Genomic DNA, 22,694 nt, shown 5'->3' with positions numbered 1-22,694 from the left:
CTCAAGATGGACGCAGAAAGAGGCAAAAAACTCTTGCATTTGGGAGGCGATGGCCCTAACATTAAAACGAACGTTTGATCGAAGTGAGGATGACAAGCATTTCGAGCGTGCAAATCCGCTATTCCTGGGCCAGCGATCCTATGTCCGATCAGAAAACAACGAGTGATACCCGTGAGCGCATTCTGGACGTTGCCGAACGCCTGTTCATGGAAAACGGCTACGAAGCGACGTCGATGCGGACCATCACCAGCGCGGCGGAAGTCAACCTGGCCGCGGTGAACTACCATTTCGGGTCGAAAGAGGCATTGCTGTGCGAGGTTTTCCGGCGTCGCCTGGCCTGGCTCAACCAGCAGCGCCTGCAGGCACTTGACGAACTCGAAGCGCAGGCTGCCGGTGCACCGCTCAAGCCGTCGCAGATACTCGAAGCGTTTTTCGGCACCTTGTTGCGGATGGGGGAGGATCCGTCGCTGGGTGGCATGACCTTTCTGCGATTGCTCGGCCGTACCTTGACCGAACCGGCCGAGTTCATCCGCACCTTTTTTGCCGGTGAGTATGCGCAGGTGATCGATCGCTACAAGCTGGCACTATTTCGCGCCTTGCCGGATGTTCCCAAAGCGGAGATTGTCTGGCGCCTGCATTTCATGCTTGGCGCCATGTCTTACGCGATCGCCGGAACCGATGTGCTGCAGGTCGTCACCGGCTGTGAATTGGGCGATCTCGCAGGCGAGAGCGCCGATGATCCGGGCGACACCGCGCTGGCCAGACGCCTGGCGCAGCGGCTGATGCCTTTCCTGCTCGGTGGCCTGCGGGCACCCTTGCCACAGTTTCATGAGCTACCGTTCCCCTCTCCCCCAACCCCTCCCCCGCGAGGGGGGAGGGGAGATTCGTGAGTCGCTCGCGACTTCCATAGTAACAACAAGAACCGTCCTCGAAGACGGTCTGATATTCAAGGGACAAGGCGCACAGCGCAAGGTCCAAGCTACAACACCCAAGACCCAGGACCAGCAATAGGAGAAGCAGCAATGATCACAACGGTCGTCTCGATCATCATCGGTGTCACACTGGTGAGTCTTGTCGCGCTGTTCGGCGTTCGCCCCTTGCGGCGAGCGCTGGTCAGCCGGCCCATTTTCAGTACTTACAAACGGATTCTGCCGCAGATGTCGGAAACCGAGCGCGTCGCGCTCGAGGCCGGGACGGTGTGGTGGGACGGCGAACTGTTCCGCGGCAATCCCGACTGGAACAAGCTGCTCGCCTATCCGGTGCCGAAACTCAAGCCCGAAGAGCAGTCCTTCATGGACAACGAGGTCGAGCAGGCCTGTGCGCTGGTGGATGACTGGCAGGTGACGAACGATTTGCACGATCTGCCACCACAGGCATGGCAGTACATCAAGGACAAGGGATTCCTCGGGATGATCATCCCGAAGAAGTATGGCGGTCTCGAGTTCTCGGCCTATGCCCACTCGCAGATCGTCACCAAACTATCGACGCGTTGTTCGGCGTTGTCGGTGTCGGTGATGGTGCCCAACTCGCTCGGTCCGGCCGAACTGTTGTTGCACTACGGTACCGAGGCACAGAAGAACCACTATCTGCCGCGGCTGGCCAAGGGGATCGAGATTCCCGCCTTCGCCCTGACCAGTCCCTGGGCCGGTTCCGACGCTGGCTCGATCCCCGACGTCGGCATCGTCTGCAAGGGCATGTGGCAGGGCCGGGAAGTGCTCGGCATGCGCGTGACCTGGGACAAGCGTTACATTACTCTCGGTCCGGTGTGCACCATCCTGGGTCTGGCTTTCCATCTCTATGATCCGGATGGCCTGCTCGGCAGCAGCAAGCACATCGGCATTACCTGTGCCCTGGTGCCGCGCGACACCCCCGGCGCAGAAATCGGTCGCCGCCACTTCCCGCTCAACGCCATGTTCATGAATGGCCCGACGCGCGGCAAGGACGTCTTCATGCCGCTCGACTACGTGATCGGTGGCCCGGCGATGGTTGGCCAGGGGTGGCGGATGCTGATGGAGTGTCTGGCGGCTGGCCGCTCGATCTCGCTGCCGTCATCGAACGCCGGCATGGCACAGTTGACGGCTCGCACGGTCGGTGCATACGCGCGTGTTCGCAGTCAGTTCAAGATGGCGATCGGGCGCTTCGAAGGCGTTGAAGAACCGCTGACGCGCATCGGCGCCTACACCTACATGATGAATGCCGTGCGCACGATGACGGCTGGCGCCATCGACCTCGGCGAGAAGCCGTCGGTGGTCTCGGCGATCGCCAAGTATCATGTCACCGAGCTTGCCCGCCAGGTCGTCAATGACGGTATGGATATCGTCGGCGGCAAGGGGATCTGTCTGGGACCATCGAACTTCATCGGCCGTGCCTATCAGCAACTGCCTATCGGGATTACCGTCGAAGGTGCAAACATCCTGACGCGCAGCATGATCCTGTTTGGCCAGGGGGCCATCCGCTGTCATCCGTATGTGCTCAAGGAGATGAAGTCGGCTTTCAACCCCGATGAGGAACAGGGTCTGCGCGACTTCGACAAGGCCTTTTTCGGCCATCTCCTGTTCACCATAGGACATGCCTTCGGTGCGCTGAGAAAGGGACTGACTGGCTCGCATTTCGTCTCCGTGCCGGCCAATGTCGCTCCGGAAACCAGGCGCTACTACCAGCAGCTGACGCGCTTCTCTTCGGCTTTCGCCTTCCTCGCAGACATCTCGATGCTGGTTCTGGGAGGTGAATTGAAACGCCGCGAAAAACTCTCGGCGCGGCTCGGCGACATTCTGTCGATGTTGTATCTGTGCTCTGCGACGCTCAAGCGCTACGAGTCGGAAGGGCGTCAACCGGCCGACGCACCGCTGATGCACTGGGCGATGTGGGATGCGATGTACAAGGCGCAGATGGCGTTCGACGGGGTGATTGCCAACTTCCCGGTGCGCTGGATCGCGCGCATGCTCTACCGTCTCGTCTTCCCGCTCGGCCACCCCTACGACGTGCCTTCCGACCGGATTGGTCACCAGGTGGCAAAGCTGCTGATCGAACCGTCGGCTGCGCGCGACCGTCTGACCGCCGAATCCTACCTGCCCAAGGTTGAAAGCGAAGCCGTCGGCGCACTCGAACTGGCGCTGGCGGCAACCATTGCCGCCGAACCGATCGAAGCCAAGATTCGTGCCGCCGAAAAGAGCGGTGTGCTGGCCGACAATCCGGACGCCAACGTCCGCGATCTGGCGCACGCGGCTTTTGCTGCCGGCATCGTCACCGCTGCGGAGTACGCCGTGCTCAAGCGGCGGAATGAACTGCGCGACATCGTCATCCGCGTCGACGATTTCCCGCATGATCTCGGGCATGCGCGGCAACAGCCGCTGCTGCACAAAGCCGCCTAGACCGCCGCTCAGCGAACCCTGGAAGGCGCGGAGCCGTTGTTCCGTGCCTTTCGTGTTTGGCAGAAGGAGAACCCATGGGATTTCAGCCCGTGTATGTCGTCGATGGCGCGAGAACGCCTTTCCTCAAGGGGCGCAATGCGCCCGGGCCGTTCGCTGCGAGCGATCTGGCGGTGCAGGCCGGCCGCGCATTGCTGATTCGCCAGCCGTTCGCACCGACCGAACTCGACGAGATCATTCTCGGTTGTGCCAGTCCCTCGCCCGACGAAGTCAATATCGCTCGCGTCGTTTCCCTGCGTCTCGGTTGCGGCCATCAGGTGCCGGCCTGGACGGTAATGCGCAACTGCGCCAGCGGCATGCAGGCGATCGACTCGGCGATGGCCAACATCCAGAATGGACGCTCGCAACTGGTGCTTGCCGGCGGGGTCGACGCGCTCTCGCATGCGCCGCTGCTGTACAACGAGGCAATGGTGCGCTGGTTTGCACAGATGATGCAGGCCCGGACGTTCAGTCAGAAGATCGGCATGTTCGCCCGCCTGCGTCCGTCGCAGGCGCTGTCCCCGGTGATCGGCCTGTTGAAGGGACTGACCGACCCGGTCGTTGGTCTGCTGATGGGTCAGACCGCCGAAAACCTTGCCTGGCGCTTCGGCATCTCGCGCCAGCAGATGGACGAATACAGTGTTCGCAGTCACCAGCGCGCAGTCGCTGCACAAGCCGCCGGACGTTTCGGCGAGATCGTCCCTCTCGTTGACGGCAAGGGCAAGGTCTACAGCGAAGACGACGGGGTGCGCGCCGATTCGAGCATGGCCGGACTTGCCAGGCTCAAGCCTTTTTTTGATCGCAAATATGGCCGCGTGACCCCGGGCAACAGCTCACAAATCACCGACGGGGCCGCGTGGCTGCTCCTGGCCTCGGCGGCAGCGGTCGACAAATGGCGGCTCGAGCCGCTCGGCAGCATTACCGACAGCCAGTGGGCCGGTCTCGATCCGGCGCAAATGGGGCTGGGTCCGGTGCATGCCGCAACGCCGATCCTGCAGCGTCATCAGTTCGGCTTGGCGGACATCGACCTCTGGGAAATCAATGAGGCGTTCGCGGCGCAGGTGCTCGGCTGCCTCGCTGCCTGGGAGTCGGACGACTACTGCCGCGAGCAGCTCGGTCTGCCGGGCGCGCTCGGCGTGATCCAGCCGGAGCGTCTCAACGTCGACGGCAGCGCCATTGCACTCGGTCACCCGGTCGGCGCTTCCGGCGCCCGCATCGTCCTGCATCTGCTGCAGGCGCTGCAGCACGCCAGGGCAAGGCGCGGCATCGCCGCAATCTGCATCGGTGGCGGCCAGGGCGGGGCAATGCTGGTGGAAACGATCAACCGACCAGGGCAAGACGGGGAAAAGCATGCACATCCATGAAAATGACTACCGGCACTGGCGGCTCGATGTCGATGCCGCAGGTCTCGCCTGGGCGACGCTCGACAAGGCTGGCGAATCGGCCAATTCACTTTCCAGTGCGGTAATGGACGAACTCGCCTTGCTTCTCGATCAGTTCGATCGCAGCCCGCCGCAAGGGCTGATCTTCCGTTCGGGGAAAGCGGCCGGCTTCATCGCCGGTGCCGACATACAGGAGTTCACGCAGCTCGATACGCCTGAAAAGGGGCTCGATCTGGTGACACGTGGCTGGCAGCTCTTCAACCGTCTGGCCGCCGTTTCGTATCCGACGCTGGCGCTGGTACGCGGTCACTGCCTCGGTGGTGGCCTCGAACTGGCGCTGGCGTGTCGTTACCTGCTGGCGGTCGACGAGCCCTCGACCCGGATGGGCCTGCCGGAAGTCATGCTCGGCATCGTGCCGGGCTGGGGCGGCATGCTGCGCCTGCCGGAACGAATCGGCCCACAGGCGGCACTCGACATGATGCTGACCGGCAAGACGATCGATGCCGGCAAGGCGAAACGCCTTGGCCTTGCCGACGACTGCGTACCGGCGCGCGTCATGGACAGCGCCGCGGCATTGCTGGTGCTCGCCGATCAGCCGCGCCGCCGTCCGCCCCTGCTGCAGCGCCTGCTCAATGGTCCGTTCAAGGGCCTGCTGGCGAGTGCCGCGAGAAAGCAGGTCGGCAGGCGCGCGCGCCGCGAGCATTATCCGGCACCGTACGCGATCATCGACATCTGGGCCAATCACCAGGGGAATGCGCTGGCAGCACCGGCACTGATCGACCGCATCGTTCGTTCGCCGACGGCGCGCAATCTGCTGCGCGTGTTCTTCCTGCAGGAGCGCCTGAAGAGTTTCGGCAAGGCGGGCAGCTTCGCGGCCAGGCGCGTGCATGTCGTCGGCGCTGGCGTGATGGGCGGCGACATCGCGGCCTGGTGTGCGTTGCGCGGGCTGACCGTCACCCTGCAGGATCAGGGAATGGAGCGCATCGCCCCGGCCTTGCAACGCGCCTATGCGGCGTGGCGCCAGCGCATCAAAGACCCGCGCGAACTGCGCAAGGTGATGGACCGGCTGATTCCCGACCCGGAAGGCTACGGAGCACGCCAGGCGGACGTGGTGATCGAGGCGATTTTCGAAGACCTCGACGCCAAGCGCGAGCTGCTCAGCAAACTCGAAGCGGTGATCCCGCCCGACGCGGTCCTGGCGACGAACACCTCGAGCCTGCGCATCGAGGATTTGTCCACGGTACTGGTCCGGCCGCAACGATTGATCGGGATTCATTTCTTCAACCCGGTCGCGAAGATGCCGCTCGTCGAAGTCGTCGCCACGGCGGCTGCCGACCCGGAAATGCAGCAACGCGCCACCGCTTTCGTCAAACAGATCGAGCGACTGCCGCTGCCGGTGAAGAGCGCGCCGGGTTTCCTGGTCAACGCCGTTCTCGGGCCTTACCTGCTCGAAGCGATGCGCGCCGTCGATGAGGGCCTCGCACCGGAAACCGTGGACGAAGCGATGCTCGCTTTCGGCATGCCGATGGGCCCGATCGAACTCGTTGACATGGTCGGACTCGACGTTGCGATGGCTGCTGGCAAGAGCCTCGCAGGGACTGCTGCCGAGCCACCGAGGTGCCTGCTGGAACGTTTCAACGCCGGTCACCTCGGCAAGAAGAGCGGCCGGGGTTTCTACGATTACCCCGGTGGCCGGCCGAACAAGGGTCTGGCCGGGAGCGTCCCGGCCGGACTCGCCGCTCGTCTGCTCAAACCGCTGCTCGAGCGCACGCAGCAACTGGTGAACGACGGGGTCGTCGCCGATGCCGATCTGGCCGATGCCGGAGTGATCTTCGGGACCGGATTTGCGCCCTTCACCGGCGGACCGCTGAATTATCTGGGGAGTCAAGCTGCCTGACCTGTTGCAATTAACCAACAGGGCCAGAAAAGGGAGCTGCCAAACCTTGAATAGCTGAAGATTTTTCTGGACGGTGGTCTTAGCATAGGGCGGCAAATTACTTTTGACGCGTGGCGGAATAGCCACGGAAAGATCACATCCAGAGGGGAGATGACCATGTCACAAAAAGTTACGATGAAGATGATTCCGGCCTTGTTGCTGGTGGCCTTGTCAGGCAGTGCAGGTGCGTCCGGTTTCCAGTTGCTTGAGCAGGGTAGCGGCCTGGGTAATGCCTACGCCGGTTCCGCAGCCAAGGCCAGCGATGCCAGCACGATTTTCTGGAACCCGGCAGGAATGACGCAACTGCAGGCGCGTGAAGTCTCCGGTGGCCTGACGGCGGTGAAACCGAGTTTCAAGTTCGACAACAGCGCGTCCCAGGTGGGTGTCTTCAATGCCGCGGGTGACGGTGGCGACGCGGGTGGCTGGGCGGTCGTTCCGAATGGCTACCTGTCCTGGGCGGTAAACCGGGATCTGTACCTTGGTCTGGGCATCGGAGCACCTTTTGGCCTGAAGACGAAGTACGACAAACCCTGGAAGGGCAGTGCGCAGTCGGACGAGTTCGACATCAAGACAATCAATATCAATCCGTCGATTGCCTATCGGGTCAACGACATGGTATCGCTGGGCGCCGGCGTGAGCTGGCAGAAAATCGAGGCGGATTACTATCGTCAGGCAGCCATCGTCCCGGGCGCATCCGGGGTCAGAGCGCACCTGAGTATCGACGACGATGCCTGGGGCTGGAACCTCGGTGCATTGTTTACCCTCTCGCCGACGACCAAGGTCGGCGTATCGTATCGCTCGGCAATTCAATACCATACCGATGGCACGTCCAGACTGAGCAGCAATGGCACGCCGGCAGCCAACGCGACGGCCTTGGCGCTGATCAACTCCGGCCGGCAGAGCCAGGTCAAGGCCGATATCAAGGTGCCGGATACCTTCGTTCTGAGCGTGACGCAGAAACTCAGCGATCAATGGGAGATGCTGGGAGATGTCTCCTGGACGGGCTGGAGTTCGATCAAGAATGTAGACATCGTCCGTACCTCGGGACCGCAGACCGGCCGGACTGCGGAGACGCTGACCGCGCTCTTCGAGGATACCTGGCGTGTTGCCCTGGGGGCGAACTACCGTTACACCGACACGCTGAAATTCATGTTTGGTCTCGCCTATGACCAGACGCCGGTCAAGAATGCGAGTACACGATTGACCGCATTGCCGGACAACGATCGTACATGGTTCACCTTCGGCACCCAATGGAAGCCGGCCAAGGAACAGACGCTTGAACTCGGCCTGGCGTATCTGTACCTTCAGAACACCAAGATCAACAGCAACAAGAGCGCTGAAGGTCGTGGCACGGTCATTGGTGACTACGATTCCAGCGTCTGGATTCTCGGCGCACAGTACTCGATCGCTTTCTGATCGCGCTCCACGGTTCGCCAGAAAAGCCCCGGATTCCGGGGCTTTTCTTTTGCCTGTGACGAGCGCATTGCCCTGAAGATTCTTCCCATTTCGGTTGACGGTGTACCCAGACAGCGTATAATTCAAACGTTCGTTTGAGCGGCTTTGTGCAGAGCCGCTGCGGGGTGTTCCCGGCGAGCGTAGACGACCAGACAAGGAGGACAGCTTGAGCAACTTCATCGTACGCAAGGCCGCCGTACTCGGAGCGGGCGTGATGGGCGCGCAGATCGCAGCGCACCTCGCGAATGCCGAAGTGCCGGTGGTGCTTTTCGACCTGCCGGCCAAGGAAGGCGATCCCAACGGGATCGTCAGGAAAGCCATCGACGCGCTCGGGAAGCTCGAGCCGTCACCGCTGGCGACGAAGGATCGCGTCGGCTACATCGACGCCGCCAATTATTTGCAGCACCTCGATCTGCTCAGGGATTGCGACCTGATCATCGAAGCCATTGCCGAAAAGACCGAGTGGAAGGACGATCTGTATCGCCAGATCGCACCCTTCGTTTCGCCCGCTGCGATCATCGCCTCGAATACCTCGGGGCTGTCGATCAATCGCCTCTCCGAAGGTCTGCCGGAAGCGCTGCGTTCGCGCTTCTGCGGCATCCACTTCTTCAATCCGCCGCGTTACATGCATCTCGTCGAACTGATCGCGACCAGAACCACCGATCCGGTGCTGCTCGACCATCTCGAAGCGTGGCTGGTCTCGCGCCTCGGCAAGGGCATCGTGCGTGCGCGCGATACGCCGAACTTCGTCGCCAACCGTGTCGGTGTCTTCTCGATGCTCGCGGTGATGCATCACACGCAGCGCCTCGGACTCGGTTTCGACGTCGTCGATTCACTGACCGGTCCGATCATCGGTCGCCCGAAGAGTGCCACCTATCGTACCGCCGACGTCGTTGGCCTCGATACCCTGGCACATGTCGTCAAGACCATGCAGGACACCTTGCCCGAAGATCCCTGGCATGCCCATTACGGCGTGCCGGCATGGCTGGCGGCACTGATCGGCAAGGGCGCGCTCGGCCAGAAGACGCGCTGCGGCATTTTCCGCAAGGATGGCCGGGCGATCAAGGTGCTCGACCTGACGCTGCAGGACTATCGTGACAGTGCGGCCGAAATCGACCCAAGCGTGCTGACGATCCTCAAGAATCGCAACCCGGCCGAGAAGTTTGCCCAGTTGCGCGCCAGCGAGCATCCGCAAGCGCAGTTCCTGTGGGCGATCTTCCGCGACATCTTCCATTACGCCGCTTATCACCTCGCCGACATTGCCGACAACGCCCGCGATCTCGATTTCGCGATGCGCTGGGGCTTCGGCTGGTCGCAGGGCCCGTTCGAGAGCTGGCAGGCGGCTGGCTGGCAGGCGATTGCCGAAGCCGTCCAGGCCGACATCGACGCCGGCCGGGCGATGAGCCCGGCCCCGCTGCCGGCATGGGTCTTTGGCCGGGTTGCACAGGCAGGCGTGCATGGCACGCAGGGTTCCTACTCAGCGAGTGCCGACGCCTACCGGCCGCGCTCGACCTTGCCGGTGTATCAGCGGCAGATCTTCCCCGAGCGCATCCTCAGTGAACAGGCAGTCGCCGGCAGCACGGTCTGGGAAAACGAAGGCGTCCGCATGTGGACGCTGCCGCAGATCGATGCGGGTATCGCCATCGCCAGCATCAAATCGCGCAACCATACGCTCGGCCGTGACGTCATCATCGGTCTGCAGGAAGTGGTGGCGCGTGCCGAGGCCGATTATCAGGGACTGGTGTTGTGGCACGAAGCGCCATTCGCCTTTGGTGCCAACCTCAAGGAAGTTGCCGAGGCGATTGCCGCCGGCGATTTCGAGCTGCTCGAAAAATACGTCGGCGAATTCCAGAACACGTCGATGTCCCTCAAGTACGCCAAGGTGCCGGTGATTGCAGCGGTGCAGGGGATGGCCCTGGGTGGCGGTTGCGAATTCGTCATGCACGCGGCCAAGCGGGTGATCGCGCTCGAGAGCTACATCGGTCTGGTGGAAGCCGGTGTCGGCCTGATTCCAGCCGGCGGTGGCTGCAAGGAGTTCGCCATGCGCGCCGCGCAGCACGCAGCGAAGACTGCGGGCAACGATCCCTTCGAGTTCATCCAGCCGGTTTTCATGACCATCGCCATGGCCACGGTGTCGAAGAGCGGTGCGCAAGCCAGAGAACTCGGTTTTGCCGTCGATTCGGACAAGATCGTGTTCAACGCCAACGAGCTGCTGTACGTGGCGCTGCGCGAAGCGCGCGGCCTCGCCGAGGCGGGCTATTACCCGCGCCTGTCGCCGCGCGGGGTCAAGGTTGCCGGGCGTACCGGCATCGCCAACTGCGAAATGATGCTCGCCAACATGCAGGCAGGCGGCATGATCTCGGCACACGACTACACGGTGGCCAAGGCTGCGGCGACCGCCTTGTGTGGTGGCGACATCGAGACCGGATCACTGGTGGATGAGCCGTGGTTGCTGAGCGTCGAGCGCAAGCTTTTCGTCGAACTGCTGAAGAACCCGAAAACCCAGCAACGTATCCAGCACCTGCTGGAAACCGGCAAGCCGCTGCGTAACTGAGCGAGCAAGGAGAACAGATCATGAGCAAACAGATTCAGGACGCCTACATCGTCGCCGCCACCCGCCTGCCGGTGGGCAGACGCAAGGGCATGTTGGGCCACGTTCGTCCCGACGACATGCTGGCGCACGCCATCCGGTCGGTCATGGCGCAGGCGCCGGGGCTTGACCCGGCACTGGTCGAGGACGTCATCGTCGGCTGTGCAATGCCCGAAGCCGAGCAGGGCATGAACGTCGCGCGCATCGGCCTGCTGCTGGCCGGCTTGCCGAACACCGTTCCCGGTGTCACCGTCAACCGCTTCTGCGCTTCCGGCCTGCAGACGGTGGCGATGGCCGCGGATCGCATTCGCCTCGGTGAAGCCGATGTGATGATCGCAGGCGGTACCGAAACGATGTCCTTGATGAACCAGATCATGGGCAACAAGATCGCCATGAACCCGGCGATATTCGAGAAGGAAGAGAATTACGCGATCGGTTTCGGGATGGGCATCACCGCCGAGAAGGTCGCTGCGCAGTGGAAGATCTCGCGCGAGGACCAGGACGCCTTTGCCGTCGCCTCGAACCAGAAAGCCTGTGCGGCAATCGCCGCCGGCCACTTCCAGGCCGAGATTACGCCCTACCCGGTCACGGCACGCGTGCCGAACCTGCAGAGCGGTGAAGTGACGGTCAAGTCATACCTGGCCGAGAACGACGAGGGACCACGTTCGGACAGCAGCAGCGAAGGCCTCGCCAGGCTGCGGCCGGTATTTGCCGCGCGCGGTTCGGTGACTGCCGGCAACAGCTCGCAGATGTCTGACGGTGCCGCCGCCGTGCTGGTCGTTTCGGAAAAGATCCTCAAGCAGTTCAACCTCAAGCCGCTGGCACGCTTTGCCGGTTTCTCGGTGGCCGGCGTGGCGCCCGAGATCATGGGCATCGGCCCCGTCGCAGCCATTCCGCGGCTGCTCAAGCGGGCCGGAATCGGGCAGCACGAGGTGGACTGGATCGAACTCAATGAAGCCTTTGCCGCGCAGGCACTGGCCGTGATCCGCGAACTGAACCTCGATCCGGCCAGGGTCAACCCGCTCGGGGGAGCGATCGCTCTCGGTCATCCGCTCGGCGCCACCGGAACCATCCGGACGGCAACGCTGCTGCACGGGATGCAACGCACCGGCCAGCGCTACGGCATGGTCACCATGTGCATCGGTACCGGCATGGGCGCTGCCGGGCTGTTCGAAGCGATCCGCTAGGATTTCTCTGGCTGGTCGATGGCCTCGTCCGGATTTTCCGGTCGAGGCTTTTTTCGTGCCTTCGTGCCTTGGCGGCGAGTGCGGACCTGGACAGCGCTGCAAGATGGTGCTTGAGGCAGCGCAAGTGTCTGGCATAATGTCCGCCGGACAAGGTCACGAAGGCGTGCAATGGATCTCGATCTACTGGGCAGTCTGGGCTGGCGCGAAGGCCTGATCGCGGTCATCGTGCTGCTGGTCGCTTACATCATCGTCCTCTATCTGCGCATGCGGCGTCTGCAACGCGGCGTCGCTGCGCTACCGCCGCTGGCGGCGCAAGCAGCGGTGGCCGCCTACACCGCGGTCCAGGAACCGGCGTCGGTGGCCAGCGTGGCAGTAGTCGATCCAGCCGCTGCGGTCGAAGCTCCCCCGTCCACCGGAGCGTCCGTCGCCCCTGGCTCGCCGGCACATGCCGATCCGCAGCCGCCGGAATTCGCCTGGAACGAGCCACCAGCGGAGATTCCCGGGCAGGCGTGGATCGATTCCCTGCAGCGCGAAGTTTATCAGTTGCGCTGCGAGGTGGATGAGTTGCGCGCTGAAGTGCTGGCCGCGCGCGAGGATTTCCGGCAACAGGCCGGGCAATCGACGGGATCGGCGCAGACGGCATCGCCACTCTACAATGATGCGATGCAAATGGCGATCCAGGGGCATGACGCGACCACCATCGCGCATCATTGCGGCATTGCCCGTGCCGAGGCAGACCTGGTGGTGGCGCTGGCGCGCAACCGCTACGAGGGTGTTTAATGTGAAAGTCGCGTATGCGACTCACGAATCTCCCCTCCCCCCTCGCGGGGGAGGGGTCGGGGGAGAGGGAAACGGTCATGACTTTCATGATCGGGGGTGCCTGGAAAAGTCATGATCGTTAGCCGCGCCCGGAAAATGGCGACTCGACCGCCAGGCCACTCGCAGCCAGCAGCTTCCCCACCGGCTACACCCGCCATTGCCGCGTCGGGTTGGCCAGGGCAAGCCGATCTCAAGCGTCAGTTGTGGTGGCAAATGGGTGTTGCCGCGCTCTTGATCCTGGCTGCACTGGCTGCGCTGCTGCTGCTCGATTACCTGAATATGGCCGATGAAGAGATGCCCGCGGCTCCACGGTTCACCCAGCCGGTGCCGGTCAGAAAACCGCCTCCCCCCCGAGAAAGCCGCTGCACCGCCTGCCGAAACGCCGCCGCTCGTGCCACTCGTCGCGGAGCCGCAAGCCAGCGGTGCAGCGCTTGAGAAGGGGCTGCCATCGGTGGAACTGTCGTCGTCGCCGTCCGGCCAAGCGAACCTTGCCGCGGCGGCTGGCGAAGAAAGCGCTCCCGCGGCCGAACCGCTCGCTGTGCCAGCAGCACGCCTGCTGTCGGGGTACGTCGTGCAGTCCGGAGTCTTGCCGGATGTGCGTCAAGCCGAAGCGCTGCAGGCAAGGTTTGTCGCAGAAGGCATCCCTGCCAGCATGGAGCTGCGCCTGCAGCTCGGCCCATTCCGGACGCGTGCCGAGGCCGAGGCGGCTCGCCGAAAGATCAAGGGGCTTGGGATCGACGGACTGATCACGGTCGGCAAGGTCAGCCGGCCTTGATGGCTCAGTTCTCTGCCGCCGGCAGTTGGCGGCGCAGGCGGCGGGCAAAAACGGTCATCTCCCTGGCCGCCTGAATGTCCCCCCGGCTTTCGGCGACGACGATCCCCTGTTCATAGGCAGCGAGGGCTTCGGCGCTGCGACCGCTCTCGCGCAGCGCTTTGCCGAGCAGTTTCCATGCTGCCGAATAGCGGGCATCGATCTCGACCGCTGCCCGCAGGTGCATTGCCGCTTGTTCAAAGTGGCCGGCCTTGAGATACTCGTTGCCCAGTGAATAACGCAGCACAGCGCCGTCACGCGGGCCGCCGAGCAGTTTTTCGAGATTGGCGATCAGCGTCGTCGTCATTTACCATCTCCATTTTCAAGCACTCATTGTAGAGGACATCAGCATGGCCAGAACGATCATTTCAACCCCGCATGCGCCCGCGGCGATAGGCACCTACTCGCAGGCGGTCCAGGTCGGCAATACCATCTATCTCTCCGGCCAGATCGGCCTGGATCCGGCCAGCATGCAAATGGTCGACGGGATCGACGCGCAGATCGTTCGCGTTTTCGACAACCTCAAGGCCGTGGCGGAAGCGGCTGGCGGCTCGCTGGCCGATGTCGTCAAGCTCAACGTCTTTCTCACCGACCTGGCACATTTCTCGACCGTCAACTCGGTGATGGGCTGCTATTTTTCTGAGCCTTTTCCGGCCCGCGCCGCGGTCGGCGTGGCTTCCCTGCCGCGCGGCGCGCTGGTTGAAGCCGACGCGGTGATGGTGGTCGACGGCTGATGCCGACCGAGGACGCAATCGATGCGCCGCCAGTCATCCGGAACCGGCTGCAAAAGCTGGGTCTGCATCGGCGCGACGATCTCGTCCTGCATCTTCCCCTGCGCTACGAGGACGAAACGCGCATCACCGCCATCGCTGACGCCCCCTGCGGTGTTCCGGTGCAGGTCGAGGTCCGGATCATCGATCTTTCGGTCCGGCCGGCGCCGCGTCGCCAACTGCTGGTCCGGGTCAGCGATGCGAACGCTGGCAGCAGCGTTCTCGACCTGCGTTTCCTGAGTTTCTACGGCAGCCAGCAGCGGGCGCTGGAAAACGCGCGCGCATGCGGGTACCGGCTGCGCCTTTTCGGCGAAATCCGCTGCGGATTCCTGGGCCCCGAGATGGTGCATCCACGCTACCGTATCCTGGCCGATGAAGAGAAGCTGCCCGAGTCCCTGACCCCCGTCTATCCCACTACGGCCGGTTTGTCGCAGGCCAGCTTGCGCCGACTCATCGCGCGCGCGCTGCAGAATGCCGACCTGACCGAATTGCTCGACCTCGACTGGTGCAAGCGTCATTCACTGCTGCCTTTTGGCACCGCTGTGACCCTCCTGCATGCGCCGCCGCCCGAAGCCTCGGAAGCGGCGCTGCAGACCCGCAGCCACCCTGCCTGGCGGCGAATCAAGTTTGACGAACTGCTGGCGCAACAGCTCTCGCTGCGCCGGGCCTACCTGGCGCGCCGCAGCAAGGGTGCGCCGGTGCTGGCGGGCGCCGGTCGGCTCGCCCGCCGTTTCAAGGCCTCGCTGCCCTTTGCGCTGACTGGCGCGCAGCAGCGCGTCGCGGCCGAGATTGCCGGCGACCTTGCCGAGCCTTACCCGATGCAGCGTCTGCTGCAGGGAGATGTCGGCTGCGGCAAGACCATCGTCGCGGCACTGGCTGCTTGTCAGACCATCGAGGCGGGTTATCAGACGGCCTTCATGGCGCCGACCGAAATCCTCGCCGAACAGCATTTCCTGAAGCTGCGCGCCTGGTTCGAGCCGCTCGCTGTCGAAGTCCTCTGGCTGGCGGGCAGCCTCAGGAAGAGCGTCAAGCAGGCCAGGCAGTTACAGGCCGCGACGACCGCGCAACTGGTCGTCGGAACGCATGCGCTGATTCAGGAGAGCATCGATTTCGCCCGTCTCGGTCTCGCCATCGTTGACGAGCAGCACCGCTTCGGCGTCATGCAGCGGCTCGAGTTGCGGCGCAAGGGCGGCAACCCGCACCAGTTGATGATGTCCGCGACACCGATTCCGCGCACGCTGGCAATGAGCTACTACGCCGACCTCGACGTTTCGGTGATTGACGAAATGCCGCCGGGACGATCGCCGGTCAGGACGCGGCTGTTTTCCGATACTCGTCGGGAGCAGGTCATTGCCGCGGTGCGCGCGGTCGTTGCCGGAGGACGCCAGGCGTACTGGGTCTGTCCGCTGGTCGAGGAGTCGGCGAAGCTCGAACTGCAGGCGGCGCTGGAAACCTGCGCAGTGCTCCGTGCCGAACTTCCCGATCTGCGCATCGGTCTCGTGCATGGCCGTCTGCGCAGCGATGAAAAGGCGGCAGTGATGGCCGCTTTCGTCGCCGGCGAGATCGATGTCCTGGTCGCGACCACTGTCATCGAAGTCGGTGTCGACGTCGCCAACGCCACCTTGATGGTCATCGAACACGCCGAGCGCTTCGGACTTTCGCAACTTCACCAGTTGCGCGGACGCGTCGGTCGTGGCAGCCATGATTCGGTCTGTGTGCTGCTCTATCAGCAGCCCTTGTCGCCGACCGCAAGGGCACGTCTGAAGATCATTTTTGAAAACACCGATGGTTTCGAGATCGCTCGCCAGGACCTGCATCTACGCGGTCCCGGCGAGTTCGTCGGCAGCCGCCAGTCGGGTGTGCCGCTGCTGCGCTACGCCGACCTCGAAGGCGATGCCGATCTCGTCGAACTCGCGCAAGCCCTGGCCGTGCACCTGTTGCGCACCGATCCCGAGCGCGCCGGGCGGCATTTGCAGCGCTGGCTGGGAAATCGGGAAGAGTTGTTGAAAGCCTGATCGGCTTCGGTGATGTTCTGTTGCGGGGATTTGAAGAATTTATGTTCAACCATTAGGTATTCCGGTTGCTCCTCAAGTGAGGCGAATATCGCCTCGATAATCGATCGAAGGCAATTTAGCATGAAAATTCTAGGCGCAGATATTCGCAAGTTCACCGTACTGAAACAGGCCAGTTTCGACTTTTCACCGGGAGTGAACGTATTCATTGGGAAAAACGGAAGTGGCAAGTCTCACCTGATGAAACTGCTCTATGCGATCATCAAGAGCCTTCCACCTGATCAAACGACAGACCGTGCGCGCATTTTTCAGCAGGAACTAGCAAAAAAAACTGGCGGGCGTTTTCAAACCTGACGGCCAAGCCATCAGTCGGCTAGTCACCCGAACAACCGGGCGCGCAAAAGCAACAATATCCGTTACCACCGATAGCGGCAAGATTGCTTGGCGGTTGACTACCCTGGGTAACTTGCATGTGGACTCTGTCGAAGCCAGCATGAGTGGCCCGGCGATCTTTCTGCCCTCAAGAGAAACACTGGCAATGTACGAAGGCTTCATCCAGGCCTATGAAACCCGAGAACTTTCTTTCGATGAAACCTATAGAGACATTTGCGTGCTCTTGTCGGGCAGTCCTCTCCTCGGACCTCGCCTAGCGCGTGCCCGATCCCTCGCTGAACCACTAGAAAAGATTCTCGGCGGTAGTGTCCGCCTGACAGGGAACCGCTTCTACCTCACATCGCCTGAAGGGAATCTCGAGGCTCACCTGGTCGCCGAAGGTCACCGCAAACTTGCCAGCCTTACTCATTTGGTTCTGAACGGGTCGCTATTGCAAAACAGCGTGCTTTTCTGGGATGAGCCCGAGGCCAACCTGAACCCTCGATTGGTGAGCGTGGTGGCCGAGATACTACGCAAATTGGCCGCCTTTGGCATTCAAATATTCGTTTCCACCCACGATTATCTCCTGACCAGTGAATTGTCGATGGCCATGGAGTTCTCCGAACTTTTTCCGATGGCGGAAAGTGCGGACATCCGATTCTTCGGCTTGAGCGTCAGTCCAGACTTCACTGTTCAAACCGGGAATACCTTGGCCGATCTGACAGACAACGATCTAGTCGGCGAGTTTGCAGACCACTACGACCGTCAGTCAGAGTTCATGCGCCGCTTGTTGAACAAACAGGCCGGAGCATCATCAGTGAAAGGGGAAAGAAAGTGAGGCGTGGTCCGGTCGAGTTTCATGAAGGGCGCCAACGGTTTGCCTTCGGCGACCAATGGATCGTTGCCAAGTACGACGACGAAGCATGCAGCAAGGCTCTGCAGAAAGCAGTGGAGGGATCAAGAGCAGTCGATTTTTGCGGGCAAGCGTCTGATGAAGAGGTCGTGTTCTTTATCGAAGTCAAGGACTTCAGAGCATATCACACGCAAAACCGGGACCGTATCGACGCATCAACCGGGGACTTGGCTCGCGAAGTCGCGCAGAAGGTTCGCGACAGTATCGCCGGTATTGTCGGCGCGGGACGAACTTTCGATCGTGACTGGACGAGAATTGGCAAGGCCTGCGCATCGCCGAAGGTACAACTGGTCGTCGTTCTCTGGATGGAAATCGATAGCCACGGACTAACTTCGCAAGCAATCAAGCCAAGACTCGATGTTCACCGGAAGAAATTGAAAGAGCATCTGCGCTGGCTGAACGCCCGAGTCATGCTCCTTAACGAACGGGTGTGGGCGAACGATATCCCTGGCTTGCAGGTCAGCACCATTGCGCGCCCGTGAAAAAACCAGACGTCCGGTGAACATCGCCGCTTCCAGGGCGGTGCAGTTGGTCGCCACGACTGCATGCCAGGCTCGCAGGCCGGTGCCTTTACCTTTACCTTGCTCGCCGATAAATGGTCGGCTTCAGGGCCTGCAGCCGGGTGCTGATGCCGTGCAGCGATTCCGAATGGCCGACGATGAAATAGCCCTCCGGTTTCAGGTGCGGCAGCATGTTCTCGATCACCTTGCGCTTCGTTTCGGCATCGAAATAGATCATCACGTTGCGCAAGAAAATCACGTCGAAGTCGCCGACGCCGGTGATCGGCTGCGTCAGGTTTACCTGCGCGAAACGGACGCGCTGCTTGAGTCGGTTGTCGATCAGCAGCTTGCCTTCCTGCGAGCGCACGCCCTTCAGGCAATACTTGCGCAAGTAGTCTGGCGGAATGCCGGAAATACGCTCCTGCGTATACACCCCGGCCTGTGCTCGCGCCAGGACGGTCAGGCTGATGTCCGACCCGAATACCTCCCAGGGTCCATCGCTGCGATGCTCGGCGAGCACCATCGCCATCGAGTAGGCCTCTTCGCCGCTCGAACTGGCGCCGCTCCAGATACGGAAAGTGCCTGCTCCGCACCGATCCTTGAGGAGTACGTCGCGCAGGAAATCGAAATGCTGTGGCTCGCGGAAGAAGTAGGTCTCGTTGGTGGTCAGCAGATCGACCATCTGCTGCAGTTCATCGGGATGCTCGCCGGAGGACAGCAGCCGATAATACTGGGAGTAGGTGTCAAATCGGTAATGTTTGAGACGGCGGCCGAGGCGGCCGACGAGCAGCACTCGCTTGGCATCCGACAGGCTGATGCCGGCCAGTTTGTAGATCAACCGCTGGAAGAGCGCGAACTCCTGGTCGGTGATCGGGGATTCAGGATCGTTCATAGGCCCTCAGAATAGCTCGATGTCGGTCTTCTTCGGCGCGACGAAGAGGGTGCTGGCGTAGCTTTGTTCCGCTTCGGCGATGCTCTGGTTGGTCTGTCCACGCTTGCAGAAAGCTTCGCCGGTCTGCGGGTCGAGGATCACCTTGCGCGACCACGGACCCATCATGTCCGAGGCAAGCAATTGGATGCCCTCGCGCGCCAGCCACTCGCGGGCGAACTCGGCGTTGCGCTGGCCGATGCTGACGCCGGTCAGCGACGAAATGACGTTACCGCCACCGAAAGCCTTGCCCTGCAGGCGCTTCTTCTGTGCGCCGCGGGCGAGCATGCCGTTCATCAAGGCCTCCATGCAGTAGTTGCCGCAGAGCAGGACGTCGAGATCCTTGTTGGCCGATTTCTCGAATTTCGGCAGCATGAAGTGATTCAGTCCGCCGATCCGGAGCTGCGGGTCCCACAGGCAGACGGCGACACAGGAGCCGAGAAGGGTGGCGATCGGTCGTTCGTTTTCGATCGCCCAGCCGCCGGGATTGACGTGGCGCGCCAGGCGCTCGAGGTCACGCGGGTTGCTCATCAGCAGGCCCTCGGAGAGTATGCGGGAAGCTGCATGGCGGGTAGCGGGTGGTTGAACATGGCGTTTAATACTGTTCGAAGTCTTTGCCAGGAGCGGCAGCCGCCGCTGCCATTGCGCTGACGCCCACCGTGCTGCCACGGCTGCTGTCGGCGAGCTGGAAGAAAGTCATCAGTTCCTGCAGTTGCACGGCCTGGCTGCCGAGTTCCTCGGCGGTGGCGGCGAGTTCCTCGGACGCCGAGGCGTTCTGCTGCGTCGCCTGGTTGAGCTGCCCCATCGCGCCATTGATCTGGCCGACGCCGGAACTCTGCTCCTGCGATGCGGCAGCGATTTCCTGCACGAGGTCGGAGGTCTTCCGGATCGATGGCACCATCTCGCCGAGCAGCAAACCGGCGCGTTCGGCGAGTTTCACCGAGTCCTTGGCGACATTGCCGATCTCCTGCGCGGCGACCTGCGAGCGCTCGGCGAGCTTCCGGACCTCGGCGGCGACGACGGCGAAACCCTTGCCGTGTTCGCCGGCGCGCGCCGCCTCGATGGCGGCGTTCAAGGCCAGCAGATTGGTCTGGTAGGCGATGTCGTCGACGATGCCGATCTTGTCGGCGATCGTTTTCATCGCCTCGACGGTTCGGCCGACGGCTTCGCCGCCTTCGATAGCCTGCCGGGAAGCGGCCGAGGCGATGCTGTCGGTGATCCTGGCGTTCTCGGTGTTCTGGACGATCGAGGCGCTCATCTGCTCCATGCTCGCAGTCGTCTCCTCGACCGAAGCCGCCTGCTCGCTGGAGGATTGCGAGAGCGACTGGGCGGTCGCCGAGACCTGGCCCGAGGCATTGCTGAGGTTGTCGGCGGCGGTACGTACTTCGCCGATGATTTCGGTGAGTCTGGCAATCATCGTCTTGATGCCGGCCAGCATGCTGCTGGAATCGTTGCTGCGGATGTCGACCTGCACGCTCAGCTTGCCCTCGGCGACTTGCGCGACGATCTTCGCCACCTGCGCCGGATCGCCGCCCAACTGCGCCAGGATGCCGCGGATCAGCAGGATTGCCAGGATCGAGGAAGCGACAATGATGCCAAGATTCAGCAAGGCAGCGATCTTTCTCAGCTGCCGTGTGGCGTCTTCGGTTTCATTGAGATTGCTTGTTGCTTCATGCAGTTGAGATTCGACAAAAGGGCCCAGGGCATCCTGCAATGCTTCACTGGCACCGTCAAAGTCGCTCATCAACTGGTTTCCTGCAGCCGGGCCACCGGCGATATAGGCCTGGGCCATTTTGTTGCCAATGTTGAAATAGGCGCCAAGACGGACCCGGATGGCCTCCATTTCCTGCAGAGCCTGCGGGTTGTTTTCGGCGGCGTACATCTGCCGGAAGCGGTCTGCCTTCTTCATGAAATTGTCATGAGCCTCCTGTGCCTTCTGAATGCCGTCGTCCAGACCGTCCAGAGCACGGGTCGCCGAGATGTCCGAAAGATACTGCTGCACCTGAATGACGTCTTTCTCCATGTCTTTCGCCAACATGGCGTAGACGATACTTTCGTCCCGGGTCTGTTTTACCGAATCGTTGATGTGTCCGACGACCATCCACAACCAGATGCCAAATCCGGCGGAAGACAAGAGCGGCAGCGTGACCAGGAGAACCAATTTCTGGCCGAATTTCATATCTATTCGCACCCCTGCCTGTGATCGGTCAACTGGAAGAAATCCATCAATTCCTGTAGTTGCTGCGCCTGCGCGCCCATTTCCTCGGCGGTGGCGGCGAGTTCCTCGGACGCCGAGGCGTTCTGCTGCGTCGCCTGGTTGAGCTGCCCCATCGCGCCATTGATCTGGCCGACGCCGGAACTCTGCTCCTGCGATGCGGCAGCGATTTCCTGCACGAGGTCGGAGGTCTTCCGGATCGATGGCACCATCTCGCCGAGCAGCGAGCCGGCGCGTTCGGCGAGTTTCACCGAGTCCTTGGCGACATTGCCGATCTCCTGCGCGGCGACCTGCGAGCGCTCGGCGAGCTTTCGCACCTCGGCGGCGACGACGGCGAAACCCTTGCCATGCTCGCCGGCGCGCGCCGCTTCGATGGCGGCGTTCAAGGCCAGCAGGTTGGTCTGGTAGGCGATGTCGTCGATGATGCCGATCCGGTCGGCGATGCTCTTCATCGCCTCGACCGTCCTGGCGACGGCCTCGCCGCCTTCGACGGCCTGCCGCGCAGCGGTCGAGGCCATTTCGGCCGACATCAACAAGATTTTCCTCGTCATGATCGGCGCCGGCGGCGGCTTGTTGGTGCTGGGCGCGATCATCTCGCTGATGATTTCCCGCGCCATCATGAACAGCATTGGCGGCGAACCTGCCTACGTACGTGACGTGATGCGCCAGGTTGCCGGCGGCGACCTCACCGTCCAGATCCAGACACGGGCCGGCGACAACGACAGCCTCGCCTTCGCAATCGGACAAACGGTTTCCCGGCTTGCCGAAGTCATCGGCGAAGTCAGGAGTGCGGCGGACAATCTCACTGGCGCCTCGGGCCAGGTGTCAAACACCGCCCAGTTGCTGTCTCAGTTGGCCAGCGAGCAGGCTGCCTTGGTCGAAGAAACCACTGCCAGCATGGAAGAGATGAGCGCGTCGATCGTCCAGAATACCGAGAATGCCAGGCGCACCGACGGCATGGCCTCGACCGCTGCGCGGCAGGCCGTCGAAGGCGGCGAGGCCGTCGCCAGGACGGTCGAGGCGATGAAGAGCATCGCCGACCGGATCGGCATCATCGACGACATCGCCTACCAGACCAACCTGCTGGCCTTGAACGCCGCCATCGAAGCGGCGCGCGCCGGCGAGCATGGCAAGGGTTTCGCCGTCGTCGCCGCCGAGGTGCGAAAGCTCGCCGAGCGCTCGCAGGTCGCCGCGCAGGAGATCGGCAATGTCGCCAAGGACTCGGTGAAACTCGCCGAACGCGCCGGCTCGCTGCTCGGCGAGATGGTGCCATCGATCCGGAAGACCTCCGACCTCGTGCAGGAAATCGCTGCCGCATCGCAGGAGCAGAGTTCCGGCGTCGGCCAGATCAATGGCGCGATGGGGCAGCTCAACCAGGCGACGCAGCAGAACGCCTC

The 22,694-nt window shown here is 62.4% G+C and carries 19 protein-coding genes and 2 pseudogenes; 16 read left to right on the top strand and 5 right to left on the bottom strand.

All coding sequences use genetic code 11. From position 1 onward, the window contains the following. The first annotated feature begins 140 nt into the window (after positions 1–140). The 10 genes from E4Q08_RS00910 (at position 141) to E4Q08_RS25385 (ending at position 13,551) form a co-directional block, all read left to right on the top strand. A complete protein-coding gene (locus E4Q08_RS00910) occupies positions 141–890 on the top strand; it encodes a TetR/AcrR family transcriptional regulator (protein WP_169069080.1) in 750 nt (249 codons plus the stop codon). A 132-nt stretch (positions 891–1,022) separates the two neighbouring features. Further along, complete coding sequence (locus E4Q08_RS00905) at positions 1,023–3,371, top strand: acyl-CoA dehydrogenase (protein ID WP_169069021.1); 2,349 nt, start codon at positions 1,023–1,025, stop codon at positions 3,369–3,371. A gap of 74 nt (positions 3,372–3,445) precedes the next feature. Further along, positions 3,446–4,771 carry an acetyl-CoA C-acetyltransferase gene (locus tag E4Q08_RS00900; protein ID WP_169069020.1) on the top strand — a complete coding sequence of 442 codons (1,326 nt, stop codon included), beginning with the start codon at positions 3,446–3,448 and terminating at the stop codon, positions 4,769–4,771. Next, positions 4,758–6,686, top strand: coding sequence for a 3-hydroxyacyl-CoA dehydrogenase NAD-binding domain-containing protein (locus tag E4Q08_RS00895; protein WP_169069019.1), 1,929 nt, complete (start codon positions 4,758–4,760; stop codon positions 6,684–6,686). Before E4Q08_RS00900 ends, E4Q08_RS00895 begins: the two co-directional genes overlap by 14 nt. 156 nt (positions 6,687–6,842) lie before the next feature. Beyond that, positions 6,843–8,141, top strand: coding sequence for an OmpP1/FadL family transporter (locus E4Q08_RS00890; RefSeq protein WP_169069018.1), 1,299 nt, complete (start codon positions 6,843–6,845; stop codon positions 8,139–8,141). A gap of 205 nt (positions 8,142–8,346) precedes the next feature. Next, the gene (locus E4Q08_RS00885; protein ID WP_169069017.1) at positions 8,347–10,734 is read left to right on the top strand and encodes a 3-hydroxyacyl-CoA dehydrogenase/enoyl-CoA hydratase family protein; all 2,388 of its coding nucleotides are present in this window, start codon (positions 8,347–8,349) and stop codon (positions 10,732–10,734) included. A 20-nt stretch (positions 10,735–10,754) separates the two neighbouring features. Continuing rightward, positions 10,755–11,957: an acetyl-CoA C-acyltransferase gene (locus E4Q08_RS00880; protein ID WP_034913159.1), complete on the top strand. Its 1,203-nt coding sequence runs from the start codon at positions 10,755–10,757 to the stop codon at positions 11,955–11,957. Between the two features lie 168 nt (positions 11,958–12,125). Continuing rightward, the gene (locus tag E4Q08_RS00875) at positions 12,126–12,737 is read left to right on the top strand and encodes a DUF2802 domain-containing protein (RefSeq protein ID WP_169069016.1); all 612 of its coding nucleotides are present in this window, start codon (positions 12,126–12,128) and stop codon (positions 12,735–12,737) included. A 111-nt stretch (positions 12,738–12,848) separates the two neighbouring features. Next, positions 12,849–13,211: a hypothetical protein gene (locus E4Q08_RS00870; protein WP_169069015.1), complete on the top strand. Its 363-nt coding sequence runs from the start codon at positions 12,849–12,851 to the stop codon at positions 13,209–13,211. Beyond that, positions 13,168–13,551 (top strand): SPOR domain-containing protein, encoded by a 384-nt coding sequence (locus E4Q08_RS25385; protein WP_169069014.1) that lies wholly within the window; start codon positions 13,168–13,170, stop codon positions 13,549–13,551. Before E4Q08_RS00870 ends, E4Q08_RS25385 begins: the two co-directional genes overlap by 44 nt. 4 nt (positions 13,552–13,555) lie before the next feature. Here the strand turns inward: E4Q08_RS25385 and E4Q08_RS00860 are convergent, their stop codons facing one another. Next, entirely contained in the window at positions 13,556–13,894 is a 339-nt protein-coding gene (locus E4Q08_RS00860; protein ID WP_169069013.1) for a tetratricopeptide repeat protein, read from the bottom strand. 43 nt (positions 13,895–13,937) lie between these two features. Between E4Q08_RS00860 and ridA the strand changes: the two genes are divergently transcribed. From ridA to E4Q08_RS00835, 5 genes are all read left to right on the top strand, one after another. Continuing rightward, a complete protein-coding gene (gene ridA / locus E4Q08_RS00855) occupies positions 13,938–14,321 on the top strand; it encodes a deaminase RidA (protein WP_034913164.1) in 384 nt (127 codons plus the stop codon). Next, positions 14,321–16,372, top strand: a complete 2,052-nt coding sequence (recG, locus tag E4Q08_RS00850) for an ATP-dependent DNA helicase RecG (RefSeq protein ID WP_169069012.1) — start codon at positions 14,321–14,323, stop codon at positions 16,370–16,372. The genes ridA and recG overlap by 1 nt, the downstream gene beginning before the upstream one ends. Before the next feature lie 120 nt (positions 16,373–16,492). Then, the gene (locus E4Q08_RS00845) at positions 16,493–16,723 is read left to right on the top strand and encodes an AAA family ATPase (protein ID WP_169069011.1); all 231 of its coding nucleotides are present in this window, start codon (positions 16,493–16,495) and stop codon (positions 16,721–16,723) included. A 139-nt stretch (positions 16,724–16,862) separates the two neighbouring features. Next, positions 16,863–17,579, top strand: coding sequence for an AAA family ATPase (locus tag E4Q08_RS00840; RefSeq protein ID WP_169069010.1), 717 nt, complete (start codon positions 16,863–16,865; stop codon positions 17,577–17,579). Positions 17,580–17,743: 164 nt separating this feature from the next. Beyond that, positions 17,744–18,136 carry a hypothetical protein gene (locus E4Q08_RS00835; protein WP_169069009.1) on the top strand — a complete coding sequence of 131 codons (393 nt, stop codon included), beginning with the start codon at positions 17,744–17,746 and terminating at the stop codon, positions 18,134–18,136. 94 nt (positions 18,137–18,230) lie between these two features. On the opposite strand, the gene E4Q08_RS00830 is transcribed toward E4Q08_RS00835, so the two are convergent. From E4Q08_RS00830 to E4Q08_RS00815, 4 genes and pseudogenes are all read right to left on the bottom strand, one after another. Then, positions 18,231–19,046, bottom strand: coding sequence for a CheR family methyltransferase (locus E4Q08_RS00830; protein WP_169069008.1), 816 nt, complete (start codon positions 19,044–19,046; stop codon positions 18,231–18,233). A 6-nt stretch (positions 19,047–19,052) separates the two neighbouring features. Beyond that, a complete protein-coding gene (locus E4Q08_RS00825; protein WP_169069007.1) occupies positions 19,053–19,613 on the bottom strand; it encodes a chemotaxis protein CheD in 561 nt (186 codons plus the stop codon). Between the two features lie 64 nt (positions 19,614–19,677). After that, complete coding sequence (locus tag E4Q08_RS00820; protein WP_169069006.1) at positions 19,678–21,261, bottom strand: methyl-accepting chemotaxis protein; 1,584 nt, start codon at positions 21,259–21,261, stop codon at positions 19,678–19,680. A gap of 2 nt (positions 21,262–21,263) precedes the next feature. After that, a pseudogene (locus E4Q08_RS00815) lies at positions 21,264–21,815 on the bottom strand (methyl-accepting chemotaxis protein); the annotation flags it as partial. Between the two features lie 130 nt (positions 21,816–21,945). Between E4Q08_RS00815 and E4Q08_RS00810 the strand changes: the two are divergent. Next, positions 21,946–22,694, top strand: a pseudogene (locus tag E4Q08_RS00810) (methyl-accepting chemotaxis protein); the annotation flags it as partial.

This window comes from Candidatus Accumulibacter contiguus, assembly GCF_012940005.1.
GTDB classification, from domain to species: Bacteria; Pseudomonadota; Gammaproteobacteria; order Burkholderiales; family Rhodocyclaceae; genus Accumulibacter; species Accumulibacter contiguus.
Note: the sequence above shows the minus strand (reverse complement) of the source record. Positions and strands in the feature narration are given on the sequence as shown.

Bases quoted from the DNA above. Each gene is read 5' to 3' on its own strand.
- E4Q08_RS00910 (WP_169069080.1), top strand. From the start codon at position 141: ATGTCCGATCAGAAAACAACGAGTGATACCCGTGAGCGCATTCTGGAC.
- E4Q08_RS00905 (WP_169069021.1), top strand. From the start codon at position 1,023: ATGATCACAACGGTCGTCTCGATCATCATCGGTGTCACACTGGTGAGT.
- E4Q08_RS00900 (WP_169069020.1), top strand. From the start codon at position 3,446: ATGGGATTTCAGCCCGTGTATGTCGTCGATGGCGCGAGAACGCCTTTC.
- E4Q08_RS00895 (WP_169069019.1), top strand. From the start codon at position 4,758: ATGCACATCCATGAAAATGACTACCGGCACTGGCGGCTCGATGTCGAT.
- E4Q08_RS00890 (WP_169069018.1), top strand. From the start codon at position 6,843: ATGTCACAAAAAGTTACGATGAAGATGATTCCGGCCTTGTTGCTGGTG.
- E4Q08_RS00880 (WP_034913159.1), top strand. From the start codon at position 10,755: ATGAGCAAACAGATTCAGGACGCCTACATCGTCGCCGCCACCCGCCTG.
- E4Q08_RS00875 (WP_169069016.1), top strand. From the start codon at position 12,126: ATGGATCTCGATCTACTGGGCAGTCTGGGCTGGCGCGAAGGCCTGATC.
- E4Q08_RS00870 (WP_169069015.1), top strand. From the start codon at position 12,849: ATGATCGTTAGCCGCGCCCGGAAAATGGCGACTCGACCGCCAGGCCAC.
- E4Q08_RS00860 (WP_169069013.1), bottom strand. From the start codon at position 13,894: ATGACGACGACGCTGATCGCCAATCTCGAAAAACTGCTCGGCGGCCCG.
- ridA (WP_034913164.1), top strand. From the start codon at position 13,938: ATGGCCAGAACGATCATTTCAACCCCGCATGCGCCCGCGGCGATAGGC.
- recG (WP_169069012.1), top strand. From the start codon at position 14,321: ATGCCGACCGAGGACGCAATCGATGCGCCGCCAGTCATCCGGAACCGG.
- E4Q08_RS00845 (WP_169069011.1), top strand. From the start codon at position 16,493: ATGAAAATTCTAGGCGCAGATATTCGCAAGTTCACCGTACTGAAACAG.
- E4Q08_RS00840 (WP_169069010.1), top strand. From the start codon at position 16,863: ATGAGTGGCCCGGCGATCTTTCTGCCCTCAAGAGAAACACTGGCAATG.
- E4Q08_RS00830 (WP_169069008.1), bottom strand. From the start codon at position 19,046: ATGAACGATCCTGAATCCCCGATCACCGACCAGGAGTTCGCGCTCTTC.
- E4Q08_RS00825 (WP_169069007.1), bottom strand. From the start codon at position 19,613: ATGAGCAACCCGCGTGACCTCGAGCGCCTGGCGCGCCACGTCAATCCC.
- E4Q08_RS00820 (WP_169069006.1), bottom strand. From the start codon at position 21,261: ATGAAATTCGGCCAGAAATTGGTTCTCCTGGTCACGCTGCCGCTCTTG.